We start from the raw sequence: 23,359 nt of genomic DNA, 5'->3' as shown, positions 1-23,359 counted from the left end.
TGCTGGATCAGGATAGCACCTTGCTGGAATGTGCTTAATAAATATCCTCTCATATTTTCAAAATTCTCACCGAACCTTTATTTAACTTTCGCTCGCCGCGTCTGGCTGTACCGTATACTTTAAGGTGTTGATGACCATTCTAATTAAGCAGAGGGATTGCATGCCGATGGTCATGGCTGAATGCCTCCCGCTGAATTGAATCAAGAATTACGAATTTTTCGTCCTGCCATCTTTACATTCTGAGTTCTTCGAAAAAAGGAGGTCATTGATGAATCAACCCACACCCAATTTTGCCCAGGACCTGGCACGTATCCATAAAGTGATCACCCGCTCAATCGATGTCAGCCTGAGCACGGGGAAAGAACACATGCAACACGGGTTTGTTGACCCAACCGAGCTGACCGGGTATGCCAGTTACCTACACTGCATGATGACCGTCCTTAGCTCGCACCACACTGGTGAAGACCTGATTGGCTTTCCTGAGCTAAGTAAGGTAATCCCATCGGCACCCTATTCCAGGCTGGCTGCCGAGCATCATCAGTTTTCCCGCCAGCTCGATCGATTACCCACACTTATCAGCGGGTTATCGGCTGATCCTATGAATTCGACATCCACAATCGTTACTATTATTGAAAAGATCTCCAATCTATGGCCGTCACACTACCAGTCGGAAGAACGATATTTTGATGAAGCGGCCATCCAGGCGGTGCTAAGCCTGGAGGAGCAGGGGCGTATCAGCCAGGCTACCAGCAAGCATAGCCAGGAGCATTCTGAGCCAGCTTACTGGGTGGTGCCATTTATCTTATATAACCTCGAATACCCCGACCGGATGACCATGGCCGCTTTCTTCCCACCGCAGGTCATCGCTGAGCTGGTGCCGGTGGTATGGAAGGATCACTGGGCACCCATGAAACCGCTGCTCCTGGATTGAAGTCAGAAGCTAAACGTTCAGGTCTATAAACACAGCTATAGATGAAGAGAGTGGCCGCATCAGGCAACTACATCTGCCCTGCTTTCATCTGCACTGGTGATACCGTCTATCCTCACCCCTTGGAAATAATAACGAGATCAGCGCTTCATCTCTATCTGCATCACTGATGCCTATATTCCCTCCAGCTTCGCCCTGTTCTGCCACTGACGGATATAATTAAGGCACCGACATATCTAAGGAAGGAAATATCGATGCAGCCTCTGCGCTTACCACACCGCATCGCACCCGGTATGTGCCCGGTCAACGGCATTCGTGACCTGGTGCAGTGGCGTACCGGTCGTGACTGGTCGAACGAGTTCGTGCATGGGCTCGGCCAGGGGGGTGGTTTTGCCTACCTGCGAATTAATGTAGCCAACCCACCCCGCCAGGTCTATTGGGGTACTGCCAGCCCACGCCAGCATGCCTACCTGGCGGGCTTATTCAAGGCGGATTTCATCGCGGTTGAGGACCGCTCCTTCAAATACTCTTGGAATAAAGCCCGGGCAGCCCTTGATGAGCATACGCCTCCCATCCTGGGTCCCCTGGACATGTACCACCTGCCTTTCTATCCTGCTATTTACCACCAACGCCACATCCCCATCCATTTCCTGTTGCTGGTAGGTTATGACGACCAGAATGCTTATGTGCTTGATACGGGCCAGCAGGAAATTCAGGACATTCCTTTGGCTGAGCTGGAGCTGGCATGGGATGTCAATGTGCCAGGCATGGGCAAGCGTAACCGCCTTACCATCCTGAACATACCGGAAGAGCTCGACCCCACGGATAAGCTAATCAAGCAGGCGATTGCCGACCAGTGTCAATTAATGCTGGAACCACCGCTGAGCATGCTGGGCATCCCCGCCATGCAAAAGCTGGGGCGTGAGATTCACGCCTGGCCGGAGGAGCTTGGCCAGGAAGCCAGCCAGCGTTGCCTGCAGCAGGTGCGAGAATACCTGAATTCACCTCCCGATAACCTAGGGAACCACCTCACAGCCGGGCGTGACCTTTATATCACCTTCCTGGTTGAAGCTGGAGGGGCTGCCGAATTGGATTTTAGCCAGCCGATTGCCCATTTCCAGTGGGTTCTGTCTATCATCCCCAAAATTGCCCAGGCAATCCATGCCAATGATCTCATGGCCGCAGCCGCGGGGTTCATCTGGGTCGCTGAAGAAGAGAAACTGGCTTATCGCTGGTTACGCGAGCTAATTACTGAACCTGCATGAGTTATTCCAAGTAGATTAATCAAATCGGGTCGGTTTTTGTAGCTGCATCACCAGCTTAGGATGCACTATCTTTATCCTACAAGCCGAAATATCCGTAATTCGTTACTTAAGCTCGGGTTGAGGTCATCATGCGCTTCCTGAAGATAATCATTTTGCTCATACTGCTTTCTGCTTGCAGCACCGCCACACCCCCAGCAGAGCCCACAATCGCACAGGTAGTTTCACCAACTGCCGAGCAAGGCAGTGCACCTGCGGATACTGCAGCCACGCTGAGCAGCCTTGAGCAGCTGGATGAGTATCCATTTTATGTCATGCGCTATATCGGAGACTACGTTTACCCAAAGATCAGCACTAGCCTGCCAGGGCAAAGCCAATTTGCCTGCGCACTGTTCGCTGCCATGGGGTTTCCGGCAGATATGTTCTATGGTCGTAACTTCGATTGGGAGTATAGCCCGGCACTGCTGCTCTTCACCGATCCACCGGATGGATATGCCTCGGTTAGCATGGTCGACCTGACCTTCCTGGGCATCCCTGCAGAAAAAGCTGCAGCATTGCAGAACCTCCAGACGACCTACCAGGACGCCATGCTCAACGCGCCTGCTTTGCCTTTTGATGGGATGAACGAATATGGACTAGCCATCGGGATGGCGGCTATTCCGGAAGAATATATAGACGATGCCAGCTATGACTCTTCTCGGCCGGATATCGGATCCATCGGAATCATCCGCCAGGTGCTCGATCATGCCCGCAATGTCGAGCAGGCCCTGTCAATCTTTAAACAATTTAATGTCATGTTCTCCGGTGGGCCACCCATTCACTACCTGATCGCTGACCCAAGTGGAAAAGCGGTGCTGGTGGAATTTTTTAATGGTGAAATGGTTGTTTTACCCAATGAATCTCCCTGGCATTTGGCCACCAACCACCTGCGTTGCATCGCCGAGGGTGATGGGGGCTGCCCACGCTACCATAAGCTCAACGAGCAACTGACCGCCTCTGGTGGGCAGCTCGATACCTCTGCGGCTCTCAAGCTGCTTTCTGATGTAAAACAAGGCATCACCCAATGGTCTTCGGTGTATAACATGAGCAGTGGGGATATCAGCATCGTCATCGGCCAGGCTTACGATAAGGCATTTTCCTTTCATCTCGATCTGGTTAACCCATAAGGTTTATCCAATACGGCCAGCCTGGAGTAAATTTTGATTAATTCCAGCCTGACCAAATTTCCGTCGATATAATCCCCGGGTATCCATTTTTTAACTCAGGATTGACTTCTTCTGTTTTTTGATGTATAATACTCTATATTACAGAGCGCTCTAAAATAAATACTACTCTAAAGGATTAATCAATGAACATCACACCTACTGAAGCCGAAGAAGCCCTGACCGCAGTCCAAAACATGATGCAGAAAACTCGCCGGGCAATTTCCTCCAGCGGTGCCTATAAATTCCTCATCCTCTGGGGTGTCATCTGGATGTTCGGCTTTCTCGGCTCGCAGTTCCTCCCAGCTCAGGCGGCCAGATATGCTTGGATCAGCCTCGATATCGTGGGTGCGGTTATCTCCGCGATCATCGGGGCCAGGATGAACCGGGGGGTACGCTTGTCAGCTGCGCCAACCACCGGAAAGCGAATAGCGTTTTTCTGGCTGCTGCTATTTATCTACTGTTACGCAGCGGTCGCTATCTCCTGGCCAGTTGATGCGAAGCAGCTGGCCTTGATGATCATCCTTTTCTCCACGGTTGGTTGGGTAGCCATGGGACTGTTGCTTTCCTTTGCGTCCGTATGGTGGGGTTTGGGGTTGTTTGCTCTCTCTCTAATCGGATACTTCTTACTACCCGGATATTTCTTCTTGTGGATGGCAATTCTGGGCGGCGGGGGGATGATCGCCCTTGGGATCTATATCCGTTACAGGTGGTAGACATGGCAGAGCTGAATGAAACAATCCACCAAACTGTACGGCTGCGTATCATGGCTGCCTTGGTCACGCTTTCTCCAAAAGAAGAGTTGGAGTTTACCTATCTGCGTGATCTCCTTGAAGTGACCGATGGCAACCTGGGTGCCCACCTGCGGAAATTGGAAGAATCAGGTTATATCTCCATCAACAAGATCTTTGTAGAACGCAAACCGCGTACCTATGTGTCAGCCACACCTGAAGGGCGGAAAGTCTTCGCAGAACATGTCGCAGCCCTGGAGGCAATACTAAAAAACAAGTAAAAGGATACTGCCATGGACGCCGTTGTGAATGTTGAAGGATTATCTAAAGCCTATGGAGAGACCATCGCCGTAGATGAGATCAGTTTTCAAGTTTATCAGGGCGAAATCTTTGGAATGGTAGGCCCAAATGGCGCTGGTAAAACCACTACAATCGAATGCCTAGAGGGTTTACGGAAACCCGACCGTGGTCAATTGACCGTACTGAATGTCGATCCACAGCATGAAAGCCATTATCTGCACATGCACACGGGGATGCAGCTCCAACAATCCAACCTGCCCGAGCGGATGAAGGTTTGGGAAGCATTGGATCTTTACAGCTCCTTCTACCCCGAGGCTACCAGCTGGCAGCAGCTATTGGTCGAGCTTGGTTTGGAAGATAAGCGGAATAGTGCATTCGCAAAACTATCCGGCGGGCAGAAGCAGCGCCTGTTCATTGCCCTGGCACTCCTACCCAACCCTCAGCTAATCTTCCTGGATGAGCTGACCACCGGTTTAGACCCACAAGCTCGCCACGCCATTTGGGACTTGGTTCTCCGAGTCCGAGAACAGGGTAAGACCATCCTGTTAACCACGCACTACATGGAAGAAGCCGAGCGGCTATGTGACCGGGTGGCGATTATCGATCATGGACGGATTGTTGCCCTCGACACTCCCGCGGAGCTGATCAGCAATTATGGCGGTGGAGAAACCCTCACCTTCACTGTGGACCGTCTCCTGCCGGCGGAGGTCCTGGATAAGTTGGAGCAGTGCGGTCACATTGACGTGCAGGGCAATACTGTGGTGCTACGTGGGGATGGTAGCCAGGGAGCACAGGTCAGCGAGGTCGTGCTGCTTCTGACCAGCCTGGGTGTCCAATTCCGTAATATGCGCTCTGAAGGGGCGACCCTGGAAGATGTTTTCCTGAAATTGACCGGGCGCGAGATGAAAGATTGAGGTGTACGATGAAAAGCCTGCTCAAGATGACCTGGATGGAGATCAAGCTGTTCCTGCGCGAGCCGGTAGGAGCATTCTTTACCCTGATCTTCCCCCTGATGCTGCTGTTTATCTTCGGCTCGATTTACGGGAACACTCCCAGCCAATACTTTAATGGCCAGGGCACTGTGGATATCTCTGTGCCGGCATACACCGCCATGATCATTGCCACCACCAGCCTGGTGGGCCTGACGATTACCGTGACGTCCTACCGTGAAAAGGGCATCCTGCGCCGGTTGCGCACCACTCCCATCAACCCAATGACCGTGCTGGTAGCCCAGGTGATCGTCCTGTTTCTGATGACCCTGTTGGGCATGCTGATCCTCATCATCGCCGGGAAGGTGGTTTATCACTTGCGCTTTGAAGGCAATGCTTTTTTCGTGTTGCTGGGCTTCATATTGAGCTTGCTGAGCTTTTTTGCGCTTGGCTTCATCCTGGCTGGCTTACTGCCCACGGCTCGCACTGCCCAGGTGGTGGGCATGGTGATCCTGTACCCGATGCTGTTCCTATCCGGCGCAGGTTTCCCACGCGAGCTGCTGCCTGAGGCGATCAAAAAGGTCGGTGCGTTCCTACCCCTTACATACGTGGTCAATCTGTTGCGCGGCTTGTGGGTGGGTGACCCTTGGCGTTTGCATGTAACCGATGTCCTGGTCTTAACCGGCATGCTCCTTATCAGCCTGCTCATCTCGCTCAAGACTTTCCGCTGGGAATGAGACTACAGATTTCCACAGCTCAGTCAGGAAGTTTAACCACGAAGGACTCAAAGATTTATCAGTATTAACTCCTCTCATAAGTCCCGCTCTTTGGGATTTAGTGAATAGTGAGGTCACCTGCACGGTCTTAGTGCGCAGGGGTTCTGACCGAACGACAGCTAACCCTAGCGATGTGAAGGTGAGACAACGAGACGCGATTGTCATTGCAATGAGTGAGGTCAGGTTCTTTCTGACCGAACGAAGAAGCAATCTTCCATTTCCAATCCTGTGTTTGGACCTGTCCGAGGGCTTATTGCTCTTTCATGCGACATGAAGATTGCCATGTCGCAAAAACCGCTCCGCGCAACGAGGCGCGATCGTCATTGCGATGAGTGAGGTCAGGTTCTTTTTGACCGAACGAAGAAGCAATCTTCCACCATCAATTCTGTGCCTAGGCTCATCAGAGAGCTTATTGCTCTTTTCTGCAATAAGCGGATTGCCCCGTCGTAAAAACCCCTCAAAGAACCTCCGGGTGACCGCTAAGTGCAATAAAATCCTGATAGTCATCATCTCTGGTGATAATTCATTGTTATAATCGTTTTCAATCAACCGTGCGGTCATGAATAATCAATGCTCGCCAAAGTATGAAGGTTGGAAAATGTACACTGCGAGGGTAGCCAGTATCTTGCTGCTACCCATCCTGCTGATCGCCTGTGCTGCCCCAGCTGCCCCGACCACATCCTCTACCTCAGAAGAACCATCCCCCACTCCACAAGAATCTGGCGGCCCATATGCAGAGCAACGTGCAGCTTTGTTGGACGACATCAAAGCCATGGGGATTAAGGATGAAAAGGTCTTGCATGCCATGGAAGTTGTCCCCCGTCATGCTTTTGTCCCCGCTGAGTACCTGGAACAGGCATATGCCAACCACCCCCTGCCCATTGGGTACGGCCAGACCATCTCCCAACCCTATATCGTGGCCTGGATGACCGAGCTGCTCGAGCTCCAGCCTGGCGAGCGGGTGCTGGAGATCGGTACGGGTTCAGGTTACCAGGCGGCTGTCCTATCAGATATGGGAGTGGAAGTGTATACAATCGAAATCGTGCCCGAGCTGGCAGACAAAGCCGCGAAACTCCTGGCCGAATTAGGATATACCGGCATCCACGCCAAACAGGGGGATGGATATTACGGGTGGGAGGAATTTGCCCCCTATGATGCCATCATCGTGACCGCCGCCCCCGACCACCTGCCTGCCCCCCTGGTGGAACAGCTCAGCCCGGAGGGGCGTATCGTCATCCCCATTGGACCACCCGGGTGTGTGCAGAGCCTGTGGAAGTTCGCTTATGAAGGCGGTGAGCTAAAAGGATATAACCTGGGAGGGGTCAGGTTTGTACCCTTCACAGGGGAAGGCACTGAGGAGCACCAGGGCGAGGCCACACCCATACCGTAATCAAGGCACCCAGATAGCAGGATCCACCCAGCCACAAAACCAGGCTGAAGCCATAGGTTAGCGCCAGCAAGGCGGCCAGGATGGGCGCGACGACTGAAGCCGCCCCATTGACTGCCCAGATCCAGGCGATATCAGAGCCTGGGGTGCCATTATCGCCATTCTGCCTGGTTGGCTGACTACTACCTTCCAGTAGGTGGATTCCTCCGGGGAAGGGCACGCCCATCAGGAAGCCCAAGGGTGCCAGGGCCAGCACGGTGATCACCAACCGGCCGGCCAGAGGCAGACCCAGGGTAAGGCGCATCAGCTGAGGCAGGAACACCGGCATAAGCAGAATCAATATGACCAACGGGATGAGAGCTATGCGCAGTGAGAGTCTCCTGCTTGCCATGCTACCCAAACTTGAGAAGGACAATAATGCAAATAAAACGGTGCTGACCGCATAAGCCGGGTGTTCCAGGTAGAGGATGAAGCGCTGCAACAGGGGAATTTCCACGAACAGGAAGGCAAAGCCAAGCAAGCTAAAGTACACCAGGTTACGCAGGATAAAAGGTGAGGCTTTATCCGTTTCATTTTTTCGCTTGTATTTCCAGATGATCACCGGTAGCACGATCAGCAGGGCTGCCAGGAAGAACGCCAGTGCGAGCACCGCCAGGATGACAAAATATCCTCCACCCCCAAAAGGCAGCCAGGCTCTGCCGAATTCGGCAATGATCTGTGGCGTTTGCCCCCATTTAAAATAATGCCCGAAGAAGGGGTGATCATCGCTGGGTGGCTCCACATCATACGTGTATGCGGCGTAGAATGCCTTTCGGGGCTGTGCCTGAAGCAGGCTCAGGTAGGTGGCGTAATAGATGGATTCAGGCAGGATGTTGTATAGATTGGTTTCAGCTGCCTGGATGCCTGGCATGTAGATCAGGTCATATGCCCGCTGCCTGGCAAACTCGCGCACCGTTTCCAATTCAACCGGTGAAAAGCTACCATTCTTTGCCAATACCGTGACCGTGTTATACCCTCGCAGGGCGATGACCTGCTGTTCAGCCGACCCCCCAGAATTCTCGATGGCAGTGACTGCCAGGGCAAACAGGCGCAGGTCTTCGCTGGGAGGCTCCTGCAGCCAACGCATGGCCACCAGCAACCCTCCGGGATTGAGGTGTGAGAGCATCTCCTGGAATGCTTCGAGCGTATAGCGGTAGTCCTCAGCCAGGGTATACGCACCCGATTGCACCGGGTGGAATGAAGAGTTCAGGGAAAGCAGGATGATATCGAATTTCCCCGGCGAGTGCTGCAGGTAACTACGCCCAGACTCCTGGTGAACCTCCAGGCGGGGATCGTGATAGATCGAGGAAGCCTTCACAATCAGCGGATTGGGTTCCACGCAAGTTACTTTACCACCCCCAAGAAACAAAGCTGTTAGAACGTCCAATCCGCCATGCGGCTCGAGCACCAGGGTAGAACCCTGCGGGCGCAGCTCAAAAGCCAGGGCAGCAGGTAGAAAGGAAGTGAATTGGCCGTCGCTGGTAGATCGGACGATCGGGCTGAGGTCATCACCATCAACCAACAGGCCATCCATTGTGGGCAGCGGTTGCAGATAGCGGTAACTCAGGCCGGGGACGGAATGGATTCCCCCACTCTGCACAACATCCACGCGTGAATATGCATTCCACTTCTGGTAGATATCCTGCGAGCCGGGTACCTGAAGCGCAAACGACAGGCTTTTGTAGGGGGAGATGTGCAGCCTGAGAAGGGCAATTCCTCCCTGCCCGGAAATCCGGGAGGCCAGGTCAGCCATTGCAAACAGCAGCAGTGCCATCATCGCGATGCTGGTGGGTCGAAACAGCTGGCGGGTACTGGTAACGCACAAGCTTGCCGTGCAAGCCAACAAGGTGCACAGGGTAACCATCCCCTCGCCACCCAGGGCAGAGGGCGCCAGGAGTGCGATCACGCATCCAACTGCCGAACCAAGCAGGTTGACCGCATAGGTGGCTCCAACTCGAGTGGGGTACCTCGCCAGTAAGATCGCCAGGGCGATCCCGCTGAAGAAGAACGGCAAAGCCAGGGCGGTGTAATGCAGCAGCAGGATCAACCCCTGTTTGCGGTCCACCATCAGGCTGTAAGAGTCAAATGGTAGCCAGTTGACCAGTATGTATGCACCCAGGATACTTGCAGCAGTCGCCAGCGATAGCCACATCAAGCTACGCCGGGGATCGACCCCTCGTAGCCTGGGAGAGATGGTCAGCACCGACCCGCTGGCACCGTAACCTAGAAGTGCGATGCTCACGATCATGAAGGCGAAGTGATAGAACTGGGCCACCGAGAACAGCCGGGTCAGGTTGATCTCAAACGCCAGGGTGGCGGTTGAGAGCAGGAACAGGCCCAGTATGACGCCGGGCTGGTATATCTTCGTTATGCTTGGTTGGTCAGTTGAGGCAGCCATGGCAAATGCCGTTGACTGCATTCATTTTACACCGGATGTCTGGTTTGCCAGACTGAATCCATAATGTCATCGACATTATCGGTGAAATTCCCTATTGAATATTATTTCGAAATTTTGAATACTGACATCGAGTAAGTATCGCGTAAGTCTTCGGGGACATGGCTCCAGCATCAAGCCGACTGCATCGACCGGCTAACCTGAGACCAATTTCAATTGTTCAAGAAATCAGGGAGGGGAAGATGAAGAAAACACTGTATATTGCCTGTGTGTTGTTGATCCTATTAACCGGCTGCCAGTCTAAAGCCACCCCTACGCCATTTGTGGGTACGGGCACCGCCCAGCTGGGTGACATCACCATGTACTTCGAAGGTGCAGGAACGGGGAAACCCCTACTCCTGCTTGGACCTGGTTTTTGGTGCGCTGATTTCTGGGCGAATAAAGCCGAGCTATATTCGCAGACATATAACGTGATCACACCCGAGGCGCGCGGCATGTGCCGAACGACCGGGATGGATGGCGAGGTCAGCTACCACATGATGGCTGAAGATATGATCAAGCTGATGGATTACCTGGGAATCGACAAAGCTGCGGTTGTTGGCAGTGGTGATGGCGCCATCATTGGTCTCGATGTGGCCATCAATCATTCAGACCGCCTGTCGGCGCTTGTGTCTCTGGGGCCAATCGCTAACCCGCAGTCGATGACGACTGAAATCCTGGATATCCTGAAGACGTCTACCGTGGAAGGGATGAGGGATTTCTGGGCGAGTGCGGAATACCAGTCCAAGCTGCCTGAACCCGGGAATCTGGATGCATTCGTCGAGAAATATATAAACATGATGCTCACTGAACCAAACTTTACTGATGAGCAGTTGGGTTCCATCAAAACACCCACGATGATCGTATCTGGAGAGACTGACTGGATCAACCGTGTCGAAACCTACCAGGAGCTCGTGGATAAGATCCCCAACGCCCAGCTAACAACACTGGGGCCTGCTACACCGGATATTTTGGATATGGCTCCAGATAAGTTCAATGAGGCTGTATTGGAATTTTTGAAGGATAAATAAGCTAGAGAAAAGTACTTCAACTACTTCAATAATTCAATGCTAGCCTGCATGTGTATTACGCATGCAGGCTAATCAGTTTTTGCACCAGCATAACATACACTCTGCGCGATGACCCTTACAGTCATTGCGGAATCCTCTATGGTTTTTGGTGGAGAAACTCCGTTTGATTTTATGGCGTGAGTAAGCCTGTGCGCTATCTGATCGTAGGATTCATGCCACGCGCAGAGAGGGGGAGAAGAAATCTATTTAATACCATTCTCTGCCCGTACATGACTGTATGTAGATCTCCAATGTCCAATGAAGATTGCTTCTTCGCAAAAAACGCTCATCGCAATGACACAAATTCTCATTGCGGAATCCACCTTTTTGTGGGAACAGGTAGACAGCCCATGTCCTTGCGAGGAAGGAGGTCATTCTTTACGACCGACTGACGAGGCAATCTTCAACGAACAGCATTGTTCATTAAGACCCTGGACGTCACTTCACCATCAGAGACCAAATATACTTGCATGTAGATTTCGTATTAATTCCCATTGAAGATTGCTTCGACCTGCAAAAGGCGCAGGTCTCGCGATGACAACAAATCAGAGCAATCTGGGTAATCAACGTAACCTGCATTCATGATCTGTTGTCATTTTCTTTTTTCGCGACTTCTACTTCTCCTTGGCATCTAAAGCTTATCTTCCAGCCGGGTGCCCGGCTGGACGGGGGATATAAAACCCATGTTGATTCGCCAAGGAGGTTAAACTATGCGACGCAACTTGATTATCTTACTCACCCTGATTACGGCAGGGATTCATGTCTACTTTTTTACCACAGGAACTGGGTTACTCTTTACCATGTTCCTTTTGAACGCACTGGGTTACCTGGGCTTGCTGGGTCTGCTCTATCTGCCGCTCAACTTGCCCGAGCCAGTCCACCGTCTCGTTCGACCGGTATTCATTGGATACACCATCCTCACCATAGCGCTATACGTCATCATCAGCGCTTCCTCAGGTATCTGGTCGTACCCCCTGGCGCCCATTGCCAAGCTGGTTGAGCTGATCCTCGTCTGGCAGCTATGGGTTGAAGGCCGGGCAGGGATGCCAATTTCGACCTCACGTAAATCCGATGCCATGCTATAATTTACCCCATCCTACTTGGAAGGAGAATCATATATGGCTGGATCTGGTGGAAAAGCCGACAAAGGTAGAAAGCAGCAGAAGAAGAAACCCCAGCACACGCTGAAGGAAAAACGCAAACTCAAGGAAGAAAAGAAGAAAACCTCCACCGGTATAGGGTAGTAGGGAATCTTTTCTGTAAACCAATAATCGTTCGTCGTCCTACGCGACCATTCTGCACGCAGCAAATGAGCGCGCCTGACGACCAGTTGAGTATGAATGTGGGAGGCTATGCGATCGTTTCGCAGCCTCTCACATTTCGTTTCTACTGCACGAGAAGCCTGAAAACCCTCCAATCCGCTTCCTACCGGGTTTGACTTTATGGGTGCATTGTATGAAGAGTGAGGATCTGGTCAAGCAATTTTATAGTGAGAGTGTCCACAGCGAGTGGCGCCGGTTGGTGAAGAATCCCTACCACCGCCTGGAGCTGAATACCACCTTGCACTTCCTGGAAAAGTATCTGCCTGCACAGGGTTTGATCCTGGATGCGGGCGGTGGACCGGGGCGATACACTCTCGAGTTGGCCCAGCGCGGCTATCAGATGGTACTGCTGGATGCCACCCAGGCTAATCTCGATTTTGCACGGCGGATGGTCAGAAGGTACGGCATTCAGGATAGGGTCAAGGAGATTGCCTGCGGATCGATCGTTGACCTGTCCAGGTATGCGGAGAATACATTCGATGCGGTCATCTGTACGGGAGGGCCGCTATCCCACGTGCTGGACCCGGCTGGCCGGCAGCAGGCCATCAGCGAGCTGGTGCGGGTGGTAAAACCTGGTTCACCCCTGTTCGTATCGGTGATCGGCCGCCTGGCGGTCTTGGTGGTCATCTTAATCGAGTCACAGGTGGAGCTCGATATGCCGCACTTCGAGCTGCTGCGCGAGTCAGGGGATTATCACGGTGAACGCGGCTTCACAGCCTGCCATTTTTACTTGCCTGAGGAGCTGCTAGGTGAATTTTCCCGTCCCGACCTGGCAATCCTCGAGCTGGCCGGATTAGAGGGCATCAGCACCCAGCATATCCGGGAATTTAACCGCCTTGCCAGGGATGAGAAGCGTTTTAGCAGCTGGCTCCAGACGCATTACCGCACCTGTACCCATCCGGGTGGCGTGGCGATGAGTGAGCATATGCTGATCATCAGCCGTAAGCAAAAATGACACGGATCAGTATCTCTAGCCGCTGACATCACTGCATCCTTTGATATTTACCCAGCATCTATACATAGGAAATGTTTGGATAAATGAAAAGAGTGCCGAGATGTTAAAAATCGCAATCATCATAGGGACCACCCGCCCGAACCGCAAAAGCGAGACTGTTGCCAGATGGGCGTACGAAATCGCCAACCTCCGTAAGGATGCAGAGTATGAGCTGGTGGATTTGAGAGATTATGACCTGCCATTCTTCGATGAGCCGTATCCACCTTCGCTTAGAAAGGGCATCCCTGAATATGCCAGGGCCTGGTCAGAGAAAATTGCGTCGTTTGACGGTTTTCTATTTGTCACCGGTGAATACAACCACGGCATCCCAGGCGTGCTCAAGAACGCCATCGATTACTTGTTTTATGAATGGAACGATAAAGCTGCCGGGTTTGTCAGCTATGGCTCGGCTGGCGGGGCACGTGCGGTTGAACAGCTGCGACTGGTGATGGGTGAGGTCCACGTGGCAGATATCCGGCCCCAAGTGATGTTCAACACCCGCCTCGATTTCGAAAATATGATAGTGTTCAAACCCAACGAAAAGCACACGCAGCTGCTCAATACCTTGCTGGACAAGCTGGTCGCATGGAGCACTGCATTGCAGGGGTTGAGAGAAAATCAGGACGTTCTCGCCAAGCAATGACATCCCTAGGCATGTAGCATGGTTCGAACACCGAGGGGGGGTACTGAGCAAATAAAACGATTAACGATTTACTGGAAGCGAAAGCTGTTGATCGGATCAGCCTAGCCAGCTATTCATCAGCTTTCTTCGGCGAAGCTGCAATAACCTGCTGGTAAAAGACGGAGATATGCATATGGAAGCCCCAACCGCTGCCGGTGAGCACATGGGCACCCGCGGGTAGCCTGACTGGAAGGCTATCGATCGTGGGCTGCTCTATTCCATCGATCACGCGACAAATACACCGTTCGGCGCTTACCCGGTAGAGGCAACCATCCTCGTGGCTGGTGTATTCTGCCCCGACCTGCTCATGGGTCTTCAGACGCCTGAAATGCCAGTAAACATCATCGGGGGGGCGAATGTAGATGCTCATGCAACCGCTCTGCCGCAGGTTGTGGTAACGCTCAGAGATTTGTTTTAAGGAACAGGGCTGGTTTTAATCAGTCCCGGGATGTAATAACCGAGGATCCCAGCAAAGAAGGATGCCTGGGCCAGTATTGGCTGCCAATTGTTGGTGACCAGATCGTAGAATCTTGTACCAGCATCACCCACGGGCACACTATATCCGATCGGCAAGAGGATTAGCAGGGGGATAAGTGCCCCGATGGCTGAACCGAGCAAGCGGAGTCTACCCAATTGTCGGGTATCCTTCCAAACCCAACGCAGGGCAACCATCCCAACCAGGTTGATCCCGATCATATAGCCGACCCAGATCATCAGCAACAAGGCCAGCCAGCCCAGGCGCGAGATGGTATCTACACCAGCGAAGATAACCGAAAAAAGGAAGATAACCAGCATTGAGCCAGCATATTGCACGATGATGGTCACCAGCCAACCGATGAGACGCAGGATAAATTTAATCACTCCCATATCACCCTCCAACCCAGCCAGTCTCTGTCCATAGTAATTTTACACTTTTTTGGAAAGAGAGAAACTGGAACTAACCAGCTAAACTTCAGCAAGGGCAGCTGACCTGGGATTCGTGGGGTCAGGGTGTATATACTGACCACTGGTAAAACAGGTGGGATGGGTCCACCAGCGGTTCGCTGGCCGAACAATAACTGCCGCGGTTGACTATCGCGCACAGCAGCCTGGGGAAGTTAACCGGTAAAATGTGCGGCGATTCGCTGACCTGGAACACCTTGTTCCAGGTGGCTAACTCTGGCATCACTGCCGCATTCCAGGTTTTCAGGCTGGGCTCATCCAATCCCATGCGTACGGTCATCTTGGGCTGGTTGGCCAGCTCGGCTACCACGAAAAATAGTCCCGGGGTTGTAGATTTTAACCGGGCCAGGTCTTCACCCGAGTAATTGACCAGCTGCAAGTCGGGCCGCTTGTAGGTAATGGCCAGCGTCAGCTGCATTTGTTCGATGTATTCATTGGCAATCTGCAGGTTGACCACCACCCGGCCATTTTGGGGGGCGTTCTTGGCGATATATTCCATCAAACGGGTATTGGCCGAATCCTGGGCGAGCTGAATCGCAGCATCGGTAAAACTATTAGCCTGGGAAGTCAATAAAAGGCAGCCGGTGAGGATCAAGGAAATCACCCCCACGCTCTTCCAGGCCACAGATGCCTGACGGGCCATTTCCACCAGCTCAGCCAGCAGCACCCCAGAAATTACTGCCGTTCCGGCAGCGAACGGTAGCAGGTAATATTCGACGGCAAAGCGCCAGGGAATGTACATGCCCAGCCAAAAGCCCATCCAGACCAGCGCCAGCCACCACAATCCGGAGGCTGGCAGCTTGCGCCTGACCAGGCACCAGACCAACACGATCAGGGTCATGGGGATCAGCCAGATGAAATCGCGCAGGATCCAGCCACCCCAGCGGATGAACCCATCCAGGATACTGCCGGCAGTAAATGAATACCCCGAAGATTGGCCTACCCCGAGGATCTTGGACGAGCTCAGGAACGCGGTGCGGCCCAGGTAAAAAATGACCGCGCTCACCAGGCTGGGCAAGACGACAAAGCCTGCCGTTTTTTGCACAAATTGGGCAGCCGGGAAGTGCATCTTTCTGCCCATCCAGGCGATTACCCACCAGACCAGGCCGGTGGGCAAGAGCAGGATGGTACTCTCCTTGGTGAAACACGCCACCAGGAGGATCACGCTTGATGCGGCGAGCAGCATCCATACCTGAGTGCTCTTCGATGCCCGCCCAGCCAGCACGGCCAGGCTGAGCGCACTGACCATCAGCATGATTTGAAAATTCTCAGCCTTCGACAGGGTGTAGATGTTCTCAATCACTGAAGTGCTGAGCACGAACACGAAACCGGTTAGAAATGCCTGCAGCTTTGAGCCACCCAGGGTCTGCACCAGGTGGATGAGCAGGAAAGTTGTGGTCGAAAAAACGATCAGGTTGCCCAGGAAGTACCAGAAGGGATGGGCTCCCACCAGCAGGTACCAGAAAGCGAAAGCCAGCCAGTAGATTGGCCTGGCTCGGCCGGCGACCACATCCCAGCTCAGGTCGAATTTACCCTGCAGCAAGCCCTGGGCGATGCTCAGCGCCCTGCCATCGTCCATCAAGCCGAAGTTCGCTGAAATCAGGCGGGGCAGCATGATCAAGACGCCGATGAGCAGTGGAGCATAGATCCAGTTGCGCCTCAGCCAGGATCCTTCCACCCGTTTACTGGCAGCCAGGGTTGCCTCAGCCATTCGCCAAGTCCTTTTCCATTACCAGCACCCCTGGAGTGCGTACGTATCCGAGCTTCGTGTCGATAGCGATCATGGGTGCATTTTTCGATGTATGGCTGGTACGCACCGTGCTGACCCCGAATTTGCGCGCCCTCCGTAAGGCCAGTGTTTTGACGGCCTGGGCCAGCTTGCGGCCTCGGTAGTGGATATCCGTACCGGTGAACAGGTTATATGCGTGGTCGGAGCCATCGAATACGGTGATGGCACTCATGGCCGCCCACTCACCCGTGCGAGTGTCGATGGCAACTATCTGGGCATCAGGGTGATACCACGATGAGCTGCACACGTCCTGCTCGAATTCCTCGAAGGTTGACCAGGGGGCGATGCCATCCGAGCCGGGGTCGGTGGCAGCCGCTCCGTTATTCAAGGCATATAGCTTGAGGCGGGCTGCCTGTGTATCGCCCTCCTCAGCCATACTGGAAAAGCGAAAACCTTGCTCGCGCAGGGAATTCAGGATAGGTTCATACAGCCGTTCATCCCAACGCTCCAGGTCGAGCATCATCTCGATGCTGTGATATTTTAGGTGAAAGCCGCGCTGATTAGTGAAGTGAATCCCTGGCTCGCAGTCATCCCTGACCCGTGTGCGCAGGGTGCGAACCTTGAGCTTCGCCGCCTGGGATAGGAGATCTTCGAACAAACGGCTGCCCAGGCCATGCCGGCACACATCGGGGCTGACGACCAGGTAGCAGCCGTAATTACCTTCCAGGTTAGTATAAGCACGGTAGATGCCGTTAAAACCCAGCACCTGACCATCGGGTGCCAGGGCGACTGCCAGCCTGCCTCCATCCGCGACTTGCCTGGCATACCACTCAGCCAGCGATTCAGCCGTGTTTGGCTCAGTCTCTACCAGGTTCATCAAAGCCGCTATGGCGGTAAAGTGAGCGGGGGATTCAGCGGGTAGGATGTTTATCTCAGCCAGATTCATGATCGGATGCAGCCATTCGAAGGGGTGATGGAACTTTCCCATTATAATCTGACTGCGAGTGAATATGAGCGAACTCATCGAGAAATGGAAGGAGCATGCCCGAGGCCTCAAAGCAGAGGTGTACGCCCTCTACCTGGCCTATAAAGACCCCCGCACTCCATGGTACGCCAAAGTGTTTGCGGTAGTGGTGGTTGGGTATGCCTTCAGCCCGATTGACCTGATCCCCGACCCAATCCCCGTCCTGGGCTACCTGGATGACCTGCTACTCATCCCCCTGGGCGCCTACCTGGCGGTAAAGATGATCCCACCCCAGGTGATGGCAGACAGCCGGGATAATGCGAAAGAAATCATCGCACAGGCGAAGCCCGCCAACAAGGTCGCCGCAGCCATCATCGTGCTGGTGTGGATTGGCATGGCAGTGCTGGTAGCCTGGCTGTTGTACAGGTGGCTGAAACCAAGGTGAGGTAACCTGGGTACATAGATTCCCTATAGAAGACGATCGATTCTTCTACCTAGCAGTAGACTGTATAATTAATAGTGATCTGAATGCCAGACCCACAATATTGCGTCTATATCATGACCGATGAGCAACACAGCAAGCTGTACACCGGTCGTACTGGCAACTTGAAACGCCGGGTGACTCAGCATCGCTCGGGGAACGGTGGCGTATACACGCGCCGCTACAACCTGGTGCGCCTGGTGTACTACGAGCCAGTGGAAGACGATGGAGCCGCCCGGTTGCGCGAAAAACAGCTCAAGCGGGCTGGGAAAAAGCAGCGGGTGAGCCTGATTGAGCACATGAACCCAGAATGGGCAGATTTATTTGAGTCCTTGGAAATATGAATCACGAAGATACAAAGGATTAATTTCTTGATCTTTCATCTACTGCCATCTGGTTTGTGGACTCTGCGATCCTTCGGTAATAACTTTAAATATCCCAGATTTCACGTCCCCGAATCAATCAAAGCAGAGCATTCCGATTGAAGTACATTTTCTTGGTGGGGAAGATCATCAAAACGGTGAGAAGAGGGGTGATGAAGCTTTCTGAGAAATCTCCTTATCAAGATATGTATGAACAAAGCCTGTCTGAAAAATATTATCCTTCATATCTCAATCTGATGTTTTGATGTAAACCTACCAGAAAAAACAGTTTTCTATGCCTGAGTTTGTGAAAGTGGATCACTATATTTAATGCATGCTGTAGGAAACGATGCTAAACTTAAACTAAGATTGTCAAAATCATCACTCTTAAAGCTGAAAATATTGGTCGAATTTATTCGATCTGGAATCTAGGTTAGATTAATATCGATTCACTGCTCGGACTCTACTCACTCATCGATGGCAGACGGGGATTTTCAAAACGGGAGGGCGAAAGATGGAAAAGTCAATTAATAAACGAAACTGGTGGGTTGTCCTTGTGGGGGGAGGCTTCCTGGCGATTGCTGTTTGGCTGATCCAGCAAAATTGGCTGCCTGACTATGATTTTGCCATGTTCATAATTTGCCTGTTCATCCTGGGGATTGCTTTCTATTGGGTGTATTCCATTGATAGAGAGGGATTATGGTGGGCGCTGATACCCACGATGGCGATGGTCGTCCTGCTCGCCACCGGTATCGTTGCCTATTTCACACCCAAGGATGCCAGTGGAAGCTCTCCCTACGGGGTTGTCACCATGGGTCTGGGTGCTGCGATCATGGGAATTATTCTGAAGAGACCAACTGCCAAATTCGTCTTGTTTGTGATCGCGATCATTACACTACTGGTTGGCTTCCTGATGCTACCGCTTGATCTAATCTGGAAAATCTTTTTTATTGTCCTGGAGATCGCTCTGATTGGCTACCTGATCTGGCAATCATTCCGCAAGTCTGTCAGCAAGTAAAGCCGCACATTTATTGAAGGATTGTTCGTTCCATCACGTGCGTTGAATCGAAAGTCACAACATCATATCTGTCAGAGTTGGAACCGGCAGGATTTGGAGCTCTGCAACTCACACTCCTGTGATTTTCCATGCTCACCTGCGCTACAGATCAATCGTCATTGGACCAGCTAGTTGTTTCTCGACACGGTAGGTCAGATAAACCCATCAGGTTACATGGATTTTTGGTATATACTATTTTTAATGAGGTTATTCTATGGAAATTGAGCTATCCAATCGAGCCAGGGAGATGTTCAACAGCGGCTACTACTGAGCGGAGAGCGTGCTGCTGGCGGTCGCTGAGCACGAGCACCTGCAAAATGAGCTGATCCCCCGTATTGCGAGCGGGTTGTGCAGCGGCGTGGCACGCACAGGCGGTATGTGTGGCGCGGTCAGCGGGGGTATCCTGGCGATTGGCTTGCTGTTAGGTCGAGATGAACCTGTTGACTCCATCGACCCCTGTTATCGTGCGGTCAGGGAATTTTTAGCACAATTTACACAACGGTATGGTTCAATAAACTGCCTTGAGCTCACCGGTGTGCATCTTGGGACGCCTGAAGGGCAGGCAGGTTTCAAGGAAAAAGGGCAAATCGAGCAGTGCACAGGCTACGTGGGTGATGCTGCCCAGATGGTTATCAGCTTGAAAGGATCAACCAGCCACTAAAGGTACCCGAGATAAATTCCAGACCATTGCGTTGGTCATATTGGATTAACTACCTGGTTCATGAGTCGCTCTCGTGCTGTTTTCCAAGGGAGTCTCCCCGGTGAATGGAAATAACCTTATAATCTAGATATCAGTGATCCGCGACAACCGGATATCTCGGAAGGAGCATCCCATGCGTACTGCCGATCATGTTCAGTGTATCGATTTCCCGTGCAGCGAGGCACGCCAGGAAAGCTACATGGTGCCCGATCTTGACCTTGACCCTTCCAGGATCAAGATCATGCTGATCTCCGAAACCGCCCCCAGTGATCCCAGGGATTACTACTACGGCCCATGCGAGGCACTCTTCGCCCGCACCACCGTGCGCGCTTTCCAGGAAGCCGGAGCCCACATCAGCAACATCCAGGATTTACTGGAGATGGGCATCTACCTGACCAGCGCGGTAAAGTGCGGTAAGTACGAGTATGCTGTGGCGACGAGCACGGTCACCCATTGCTCAGCATTGCTCGAACGGGAGATTGGACTTTTTCCCAACCTGAGTGTCTTATTATTGATGGGTGATGTGGCCATCAAGGCCATGAATGCCATCGCCAAACGCCATGCTGAGCCACGCGTGATTCCAGCGGGATCGACCTACAAGATCCGCTCAGGCCAGTTCAGCTACCACGGTATGAAAGTCTTCCCTTCCTACCTGCAGGCAGGCCCTAGCTTCGGGATCGAGAAGAGCAAGGTCACGATGATCGCTGAGGACCTTGCCAACGCCCTGAGAACTGCGGGTATGGCGTAGCGCTGAGAGGGATAGATGATCCCCGCTTGGCGCTCGAGAATATCCAGCAAGAAGATTGTGCATCTGGTACTGAAGTTGACCAGGCAATCAAAATTGCGGAGCCTTTATGCCCCCTTGCATCTTCTGCGCCATCCTCGCCGGTGAAGCACCCGCAGAATTTATCGATCGCGACGACTTCTGCGCGGCGTTCCTTGACATCCACCCGGTGAACCCGGGCCACGTATTGGTGGTACCGTTGGCCCACTCCGAGCTGCTTGCAAGTGTGGAGGCGGCTACGCTGGGGCACATGTTCAGGATGGCACAACGGTTAGATTCAGCTTTACGCCTGAGCGGATTGCCATGTGAGGGGGTAAATCTGTTCCTGGCGGATGGCCGGCCAGCCGGCCAGGAAGTGCTGCACGTCCACCTGCATGTGATCCCGCGTTACCGAGGTGATGGTCATCACCTGCGCTTCAGCCCCGAGTACTTCAAGCTGCCATCGCGGGATGAATTGCGGCACAATGCGGAGCTGCTGCGTAAGCAGCTGGGAGGTCAGTCATGAAAAAGATCAATATTTCCCTGTTCTTACTCATCTTCTTTATCGTGAGTTGTGCAGCACCTTCACCAGCTTCGACGACCACACCCCAGCCACCCACCCCGGTCACGCCCAGCAGCACACCACGGGCGATCATGCTCCCCACCTGGACGCCCTCACCCACTCCACCACTGAAACCCACCCGCACCCCACGAAACACCTCCACCCCCATCGTCACCCTGCCAAGGGGCGGCCTGGTTACGCCCACCGTGGGCAGCACGGATTTGCTCATCGACCGGCCGACCTCCGCCAAGCTGGCCACGCCAGCCAACCTGGTGACCATGGAATACGACCCACAAGCCTGGCTATTGAACTCATTCTACGCGACAAGCATGGCTTATTCGTTATCCAGCCGCACCAACTATGACTGCAAGCTGGAGCCCGCGGCTGAGCAGAACACTGCCGGTTACCAGGTGGAGCAATTCAACCGGGCATTCGGTGCAACCACCTTCCATGTGAAGCGGGTCAGCCAGGCAGGAACATTATTGTATGCAAACTATTGTACCGGCACGGGCGAAGATGCCACGTGTTACCAAATGACCCCAGGCACCGATCATGAAGCTTGCACCCAGGCCGCCGAAGCGGTGCTGGCGACATTCGAGCTTATCCCTGATCCGTGGTATGGCGATGTGATCAACGCCCCGAACCGCTGGGTGTGCCAGGATGCTGCTGGCACACTCGGCATATGCCTGATCTCCTACTCGGTCCCATTGAATGCCCTGGCTTTCACCCCAGACGGCCAGGCCTGGACGGTTGGCGATGATGGGATCATCTTCCACCTGGAAGGCCAGCAATGGAAGCAGGTCGACTCGCCTGCGGCTCACCCATTGTTTGACCTGGGATTTTCCAACCTGACGGGCGGCTGGGCAGTTGGCGATGGCGCTGCGGTATTGGCCTGGGATGGCAACACCTGGAGCGAGGTACTCCCATACCATGCTCCTGGTGAAGGCCCAGGTGGGTCAACTCAGATCTTGTATGCCGTGGATGCCGTCTCAAAGGACGAAGCCTGGATGGTGGGTGCCATGCAGGGTATTGATGGCAGGTTCACGCCCTATGCCCTGCATTGGGATGGCACTGACCTGGTGGAGGAGACTGCGTTCCCAGACTGCAACTGCGGGCTGAATGCGGTGTTACAGGTGGGGCAAAATGATGTTTTCGCAATGGGTGGCTCAGACCTGGGAGCGATGGCGTTTCACTGGGATGGCAAGGAATGGTCAGGGAGCGTTATGCCAGGTGCTGATCACCTGTATTCATTGGTCCGGGCAGCGGATGGCACTCTTTGGGCTGGGGGGATCGAAGTGGCCCGTGACCAATCAGATACGCGCGGGGCACTCTTCCGCTGGGATGGGAGCCAGTGGCTGAGAGTAGCCACCCCACCATTAACAGGGGGGATCTACGCCTTGACCGCTGCACCGACTGGCGAGGTTATCCTGGGGGGCGATTTCACTGCTCTGCGAAAAGGATTGGAATGGCAGCCCATCACCACCGATATTGCCGGTTATGGCTGGATCAGTGATATCGAGCATGACTTGCAGGGCAATATCTGGGCGCTGGCGCATTCAGGAAATATCTTTAAATTGGTGATGGAAAAATAAATCTCAGCGCAACGCTTGGAGCATTGCCTATTCATTTGGGGGATTGAGCATCATCGGATAGATGAAAACCCCTGGTTTTAATCTGCCAGGAAAAAAAACCATCTTTTTGCCGGCTGGGCTGATTCCGGCATAATCCTTGCACGTTAATAAC

25 protein-coding genes are annotated in these 23,359 nt (G+C 53.1%); 19 read left to right on the top strand and 6 right to left on the bottom strand.

Features of this window, described 5'->3' with window-relative positions; all coding sequences use genetic code 11:
* Nucleotides 1-268: 268 nt before the first annotated feature.
* From C3F13_13355 to C3F13_13325, 7 genes are all read left to right on the top strand, one after another.
* Entirely contained in the window at nucleotides 269-931 is a 663-nt protein-coding gene (locus C3F13_13355; GenBank protein ID PWB51424.1) for a hypothetical protein, read from the top strand.
* Nucleotides 932-1,182: 251 nt separating this feature from the next.
* The gene (locus C3F13_13350; GenBank protein PWB51423.1) at nucleotides 1,183-2,193 is read left to right on the top strand and encodes a hypothetical protein; all 1,011 of its coding nucleotides are present in this window, start codon (nucleotides 1,183-1,185) and stop codon (nucleotides 2,191-2,193) included.
* Between the two features lie 128 nt (nucleotides 2,194-2,321).
* On the top strand, nucleotides 2,322-3,356 hold the full coding sequence (locus tag C3F13_13345; protein ID PWB51422.1) for a choloylglycine hydrolase: 1,035 nt from the start codon (nucleotides 2,322-2,324) through the stop codon (nucleotides 3,354-3,356).
* A 182-nt stretch (nucleotides 3,357-3,538) separates the two neighbouring features.
* Nucleotides 3,539-4,108: a hypothetical protein gene (locus tag C3F13_13340; protein PWB51421.1), complete on the top strand. Its 570-nt coding sequence runs from the start codon at nucleotides 3,539-3,541 to the stop codon at nucleotides 4,106-4,108.
* 2 nt (nucleotides 4,109-4,110) lie between these two features.
* Nucleotides 4,111-4,404, top strand: a complete 294-nt coding sequence (locus tag C3F13_13335; GenBank protein ID PWB51420.1) for a transcriptional regulator — start codon at nucleotides 4,111-4,113, stop codon at nucleotides 4,402-4,404.
* 12 nt (nucleotides 4,405-4,416) lie between these two features.
* Complete coding sequence (locus C3F13_13330; GenBank protein PWB51419.1) at nucleotides 4,417-5,337, top strand: multidrug ABC transporter ATP-binding protein; 921 nt, start codon at nucleotides 4,417-4,419, stop codon at nucleotides 5,335-5,337.
* 8 nt (nucleotides 5,338-5,345) lie between these two features.
* Nucleotides 5,346-6,089: an ABC transporter permease gene (locus C3F13_13325; protein PWB51418.1), complete on the top strand. Its 744-nt coding sequence runs from the start codon at nucleotides 5,346-5,348 to the stop codon at nucleotides 6,087-6,089.
* A 300-nt stretch (nucleotides 6,090-6,389) separates the two neighbouring features.
* Here the strand turns inward: C3F13_13325 and C3F13_13320 are convergent, their stop codons facing one another.
* Nucleotides 6,390-6,689 (bottom strand): hypothetical protein, encoded by a 300-nt coding sequence (locus C3F13_13320; GenBank protein ID PWB51417.1) that lies wholly within the window; start codon nucleotides 6,687-6,689, stop codon nucleotides 6,390-6,392.
* A gap of 37 nt (nucleotides 6,690-6,726) precedes the next feature.
* On the opposite strand from C3F13_13320, the gene C3F13_13315 reads away from it, so the two are divergent.
* A complete protein-coding gene (locus tag C3F13_13315) occupies nucleotides 6,727-7,518 on the top strand; it encodes a protein-L-isoaspartate O-methyltransferase (protein ID PWB51416.1) in 792 nt (263 codons plus the stop codon).
* On the opposite strand, the gene C3F13_13310 is transcribed toward C3F13_13315, so the two are convergent.
* Entirely contained in the window at nucleotides 7,466-9,973 is a 2,508-nt protein-coding gene (locus C3F13_13310) for a hypothetical protein (protein ID PWB51415.1), read from the bottom strand. The genes C3F13_13315 and C3F13_13310 overlap by 53 nt on opposite strands.
* Before the next feature lie 137 nt (nucleotides 9,974-10,110).
* On the opposite strand from C3F13_13310, the gene C3F13_13305 reads away from it, so the two are divergent.
* The 4 genes from C3F13_13305 to C3F13_13290 all read left to right on the top strand — a co-directional run bounded on the left by C3F13_13305 (nucleotide 10,111) and on the right by C3F13_13290 (nucleotide 14,017).
* Nucleotides 10,111-11,019, top strand: a complete 909-nt coding sequence (locus tag C3F13_13305; protein PWB51414.1) for a hypothetical protein — start codon at nucleotides 10,111-10,113, stop codon at nucleotides 11,017-11,019.
* Between the two features lie 749 nt (nucleotides 11,020-11,768).
* The gene (locus C3F13_13300; GenBank protein PWB51413.1) at nucleotides 11,769-12,143 is read left to right on the top strand and encodes a hypothetical protein; all 375 of its coding nucleotides are present in this window, start codon (nucleotides 11,769-11,771) and stop codon (nucleotides 12,141-12,143) included.
* A 370-nt stretch (nucleotides 12,144-12,513) separates the two neighbouring features.
* Entirely contained in the window at nucleotides 12,514-13,335 is an 822-nt protein-coding gene (locus tag C3F13_13295) for a class I SAM-dependent methyltransferase (GenBank protein PWB51412.1), read from the top strand.
* Nucleotides 13,336-13,435: 100 nt separating this feature from the next.
* A complete protein-coding gene (locus C3F13_13290) occupies nucleotides 13,436-14,017 on the top strand; it encodes an NADPH-dependent FMN reductase (GenBank protein ID PWB51411.1) in 582 nt (193 codons plus the stop codon).
* 109 nt (nucleotides 14,018-14,126) lie between these two features.
* Here the strand turns inward: C3F13_13290 and C3F13_13285 are convergent, their stop codons facing one another.
* From C3F13_13285 to C3F13_13270, 4 genes are all read right to left on the bottom strand, one after another.
* Nucleotides 14,127-14,426, bottom strand: a complete 300-nt coding sequence (locus tag C3F13_13285; protein ID PWB51410.1) for a hypothetical protein — start codon at nucleotides 14,424-14,426, stop codon at nucleotides 14,127-14,129.
* A gap of 44 nt (nucleotides 14,427-14,470) precedes the next feature.
* Nucleotides 14,471-14,923 (bottom strand): hypothetical protein, encoded by a 453-nt coding sequence (locus C3F13_13280; protein ID PWB51409.1) that lies wholly within the window; start codon nucleotides 14,921-14,923, stop codon nucleotides 14,471-14,473.
* 118 nt (nucleotides 14,924-15,041) lie between these two features.
* Nucleotides 15,042-16,709 (bottom strand): hypothetical protein, encoded by a 1,668-nt coding sequence (locus C3F13_13275; GenBank protein ID PWB51408.1) that lies wholly within the window; start codon nucleotides 16,707-16,709, stop codon nucleotides 15,042-15,044.
* Complete coding sequence (locus C3F13_13270; protein PWB51407.1) at nucleotides 16,702-17,751, bottom strand: hypothetical protein; 1,050 nt, start codon at nucleotides 17,749-17,751, stop codon at nucleotides 16,702-16,704. Before C3F13_13270 ends, C3F13_13275 begins: the two co-directional genes overlap by 8 nt.
* Here C3F13_13270 and C3F13_13265 point away from each other — a divergent pair.
* The 7 genes from C3F13_13265 (at nucleotide 17,738) to C3F13_13235 (ending at nucleotide 23,208) form a co-directional block, all read left to right on the top strand.
* Nucleotides 17,738-18,136, top strand: coding sequence for a hypothetical protein (locus C3F13_13265; protein PWB51406.1), 399 nt, complete (start codon nucleotides 17,738-17,740; stop codon nucleotides 18,134-18,136). The two genes, C3F13_13270 and C3F13_13265, sit on opposite strands and share 14 nt — an antisense overlap.
* A gap of 83 nt (nucleotides 18,137-18,219) precedes the next feature.
* A complete protein-coding gene (locus C3F13_13260; protein PWB51405.1) occupies nucleotides 18,220-18,516 on the top strand; it encodes an excinuclease ABC subunit C in 297 nt (98 codons plus the stop codon).
* Nucleotides 18,517-19,048: 532 nt separating this feature from the next.
* Nucleotides 19,049-19,552: a hypothetical protein gene (locus C3F13_13255; GenBank protein ID PWB51404.1), complete on the top strand. Its 504-nt coding sequence runs from the start codon at nucleotides 19,049-19,051 to the stop codon at nucleotides 19,550-19,552.
* Between the two features lie 319 nt (nucleotides 19,553-19,871).
* Nucleotides 19,872-20,252 carry a hypothetical protein gene (locus tag C3F13_13250; protein ID PWB51403.1) on the top strand — a complete coding sequence of 127 codons (381 nt, stop codon included), beginning with the start codon at nucleotides 19,872-19,874 and terminating at the stop codon, nucleotides 20,250-20,252.
* A gap of 283 nt (nucleotides 20,253-20,535) precedes the next feature.
* Complete coding sequence (locus C3F13_13245) at nucleotides 20,536-21,039, top strand: uracil-DNA glycosylase (protein PWB51651.1); 504 nt, start codon at nucleotides 20,536-20,538, stop codon at nucleotides 21,037-21,039.
* Nucleotides 21,040-21,145: 106 nt separating this feature from the next.
* The gene (locus tag C3F13_13240) at nucleotides 21,146-21,580 is read left to right on the top strand and encodes an HIT family protein (protein PWB51402.1); all 435 of its coding nucleotides are present in this window, start codon (nucleotides 21,146-21,148) and stop codon (nucleotides 21,578-21,580) included.
* The gene (locus C3F13_13235) at nucleotides 21,577-23,208 is read left to right on the top strand and encodes a hypothetical protein (GenBank protein ID PWB51401.1); all 1,632 of its coding nucleotides are present in this window, start codon (nucleotides 21,577-21,579) and stop codon (nucleotides 23,206-23,208) included. Before C3F13_13240 ends, C3F13_13235 begins: the two co-directional genes overlap by 4 nt.
* Nucleotides 23,209-23,359 lie beyond the last annotated feature (151 nt).

The sequence above is a fragment of the Anaerolineales bacterium genome (assembly GCA_003105035.1).
GTDB lineage: Bacteria > Chloroflexota > Anaerolineae > Anaerolineales > UBA4823 > FEB-25.
This window is presented reverse-complemented; position numbering and strand designations above follow the sequence as displayed.

What these genes read in the sequence shown, in the direction of transcription:
- C3F13_13315 (PWB51416.1), top strand. Translation starts at nt 6,727, where the DNA reads ATGTACACTGCGAGGGTAGCCAGTATCTTGCTGCTACCCATCCTGCTG.
- C3F13_13325 (PWB51418.1), top strand. Translation starts at nt 5,346, where the DNA reads ATGAAAAGCCTGCTCAAGATGACCTGGATGGAGATCAAGCTGTTCCTG.
- C3F13_13235 (PWB51401.1), top strand. Translation starts at nt 21,577, where the DNA reads ATGAAAAAGATCAATATTTCCCTGTTCTTACTCATCTTCTTTATCGTG.
- C3F13_13270 (PWB51407.1), bottom strand. Translation starts at nt 17,751, where the DNA reads ATGAGTTCGCTCATATTCACTCGCAGTCAGATTATAATGGGAAAGTTC.
- C3F13_13345 (PWB51422.1), top strand. Translation starts at nt 2,322, where the DNA reads ATGCGCTTCCTGAAGATAATCATTTTGCTCATACTGCTTTCTGCTTGC.
- C3F13_13260 (PWB51405.1), top strand. Translation starts at nt 18,220, where the DNA reads ATGCCAGACCCACAATATTGCGTCTATATCATGACCGATGAGCAACAC.
- C3F13_13280 (PWB51409.1), bottom strand. Translation starts at nt 14,923, where the DNA reads ATGGGAGTGATTAAATTTATCCTGCGTCTCATCGGTTGGCTGGTGACC.
- C3F13_13330 (PWB51419.1), top strand. Translation starts at nt 4,417, where the DNA reads ATGGACGCCGTTGTGAATGTTGAAGGATTATCTAAAGCCTATGGAGAG.
- C3F13_13255 (PWB51404.1), top strand. Translation starts at nt 19,049, where the DNA reads ATGGAAAAGTCAATTAATAAACGAAACTGGTGGGTTGTCCTTGTGGGG.
- C3F13_13350 (PWB51423.1), top strand. Translation starts at nt 1,183, where the DNA reads ATGCAGCCTCTGCGCTTACCACACCGCATCGCACCCGGTATGTGCCCG.
- C3F13_13240 (PWB51402.1), top strand. Translation starts at nt 21,146, where the DNA reads ATGCCCCCTTGCATCTTCTGCGCCATCCTCGCCGGTGAAGCACCCGCA.
- C3F13_13335 (PWB51420.1), top strand. Translation starts at nt 4,111, where the DNA reads ATGGCAGAGCTGAATGAAACAATCCACCAAACTGTACGGCTGCGTATC.
- C3F13_13355 (PWB51424.1), top strand. Translation starts at nt 269, where the DNA reads ATGAATCAACCCACACCCAATTTTGCCCAGGACCTGGCACGTATCCAT.
- C3F13_13275 (PWB51408.1), bottom strand. Translation starts at nt 16,709, where the DNA reads ATGGCTGAGGCAACCCTGGCTGCCAGTAAACGGGTGGAAGGATCCTGG.
- C3F13_13265 (PWB51406.1), top strand. Translation starts at nt 17,738, where the DNA reads ATGAGCGAACTCATCGAGAAATGGAAGGAGCATGCCCGAGGCCTCAAA.
- C3F13_13290 (PWB51411.1), top strand. Translation starts at nt 13,436, where the DNA reads ATGTTAAAAATCGCAATCATCATAGGGACCACCCGCCCGAACCGCAAA.
- C3F13_13320 (PWB51417.1), bottom strand. Translation starts at nt 6,689, where the DNA reads ATGACCGCACGGTTGATTGAAAACGATTATAACAATGAATTATCACCA.
- C3F13_13340 (PWB51421.1), top strand. Translation starts at nt 3,539, where the DNA reads ATGAACATCACACCTACTGAAGCCGAAGAAGCCCTGACCGCAGTCCAA.
- C3F13_13305 (PWB51414.1), top strand. Translation starts at nt 10,111, where the DNA reads ATGGCTCCAGCATCAAGCCGACTGCATCGACCGGCTAACCTGAGACCA.
- C3F13_13310 (PWB51415.1), bottom strand. Translation starts at nt 9,973, where the DNA reads ATGCAGTCAACGGCATTTGCCATGGCTGCCTCAACTGACCAACCAAGC.
- C3F13_13295 (PWB51412.1), top strand. Translation starts at nt 12,514, where the DNA reads ATGAAGAGTGAGGATCTGGTCAAGCAATTTTATAGTGAGAGTGTCCAC.
- C3F13_13285 (PWB51410.1), bottom strand. Translation starts at nt 14,426, where the DNA reads ATGAGCATCTACATTCGCCCCCCCGATGATGTTTACTGGCATTTCAGG.
- C3F13_13300 (PWB51413.1), top strand. Translation starts at nt 11,769, where the DNA reads ATGCGACGCAACTTGATTATCTTACTCACCCTGATTACGGCAGGGATT.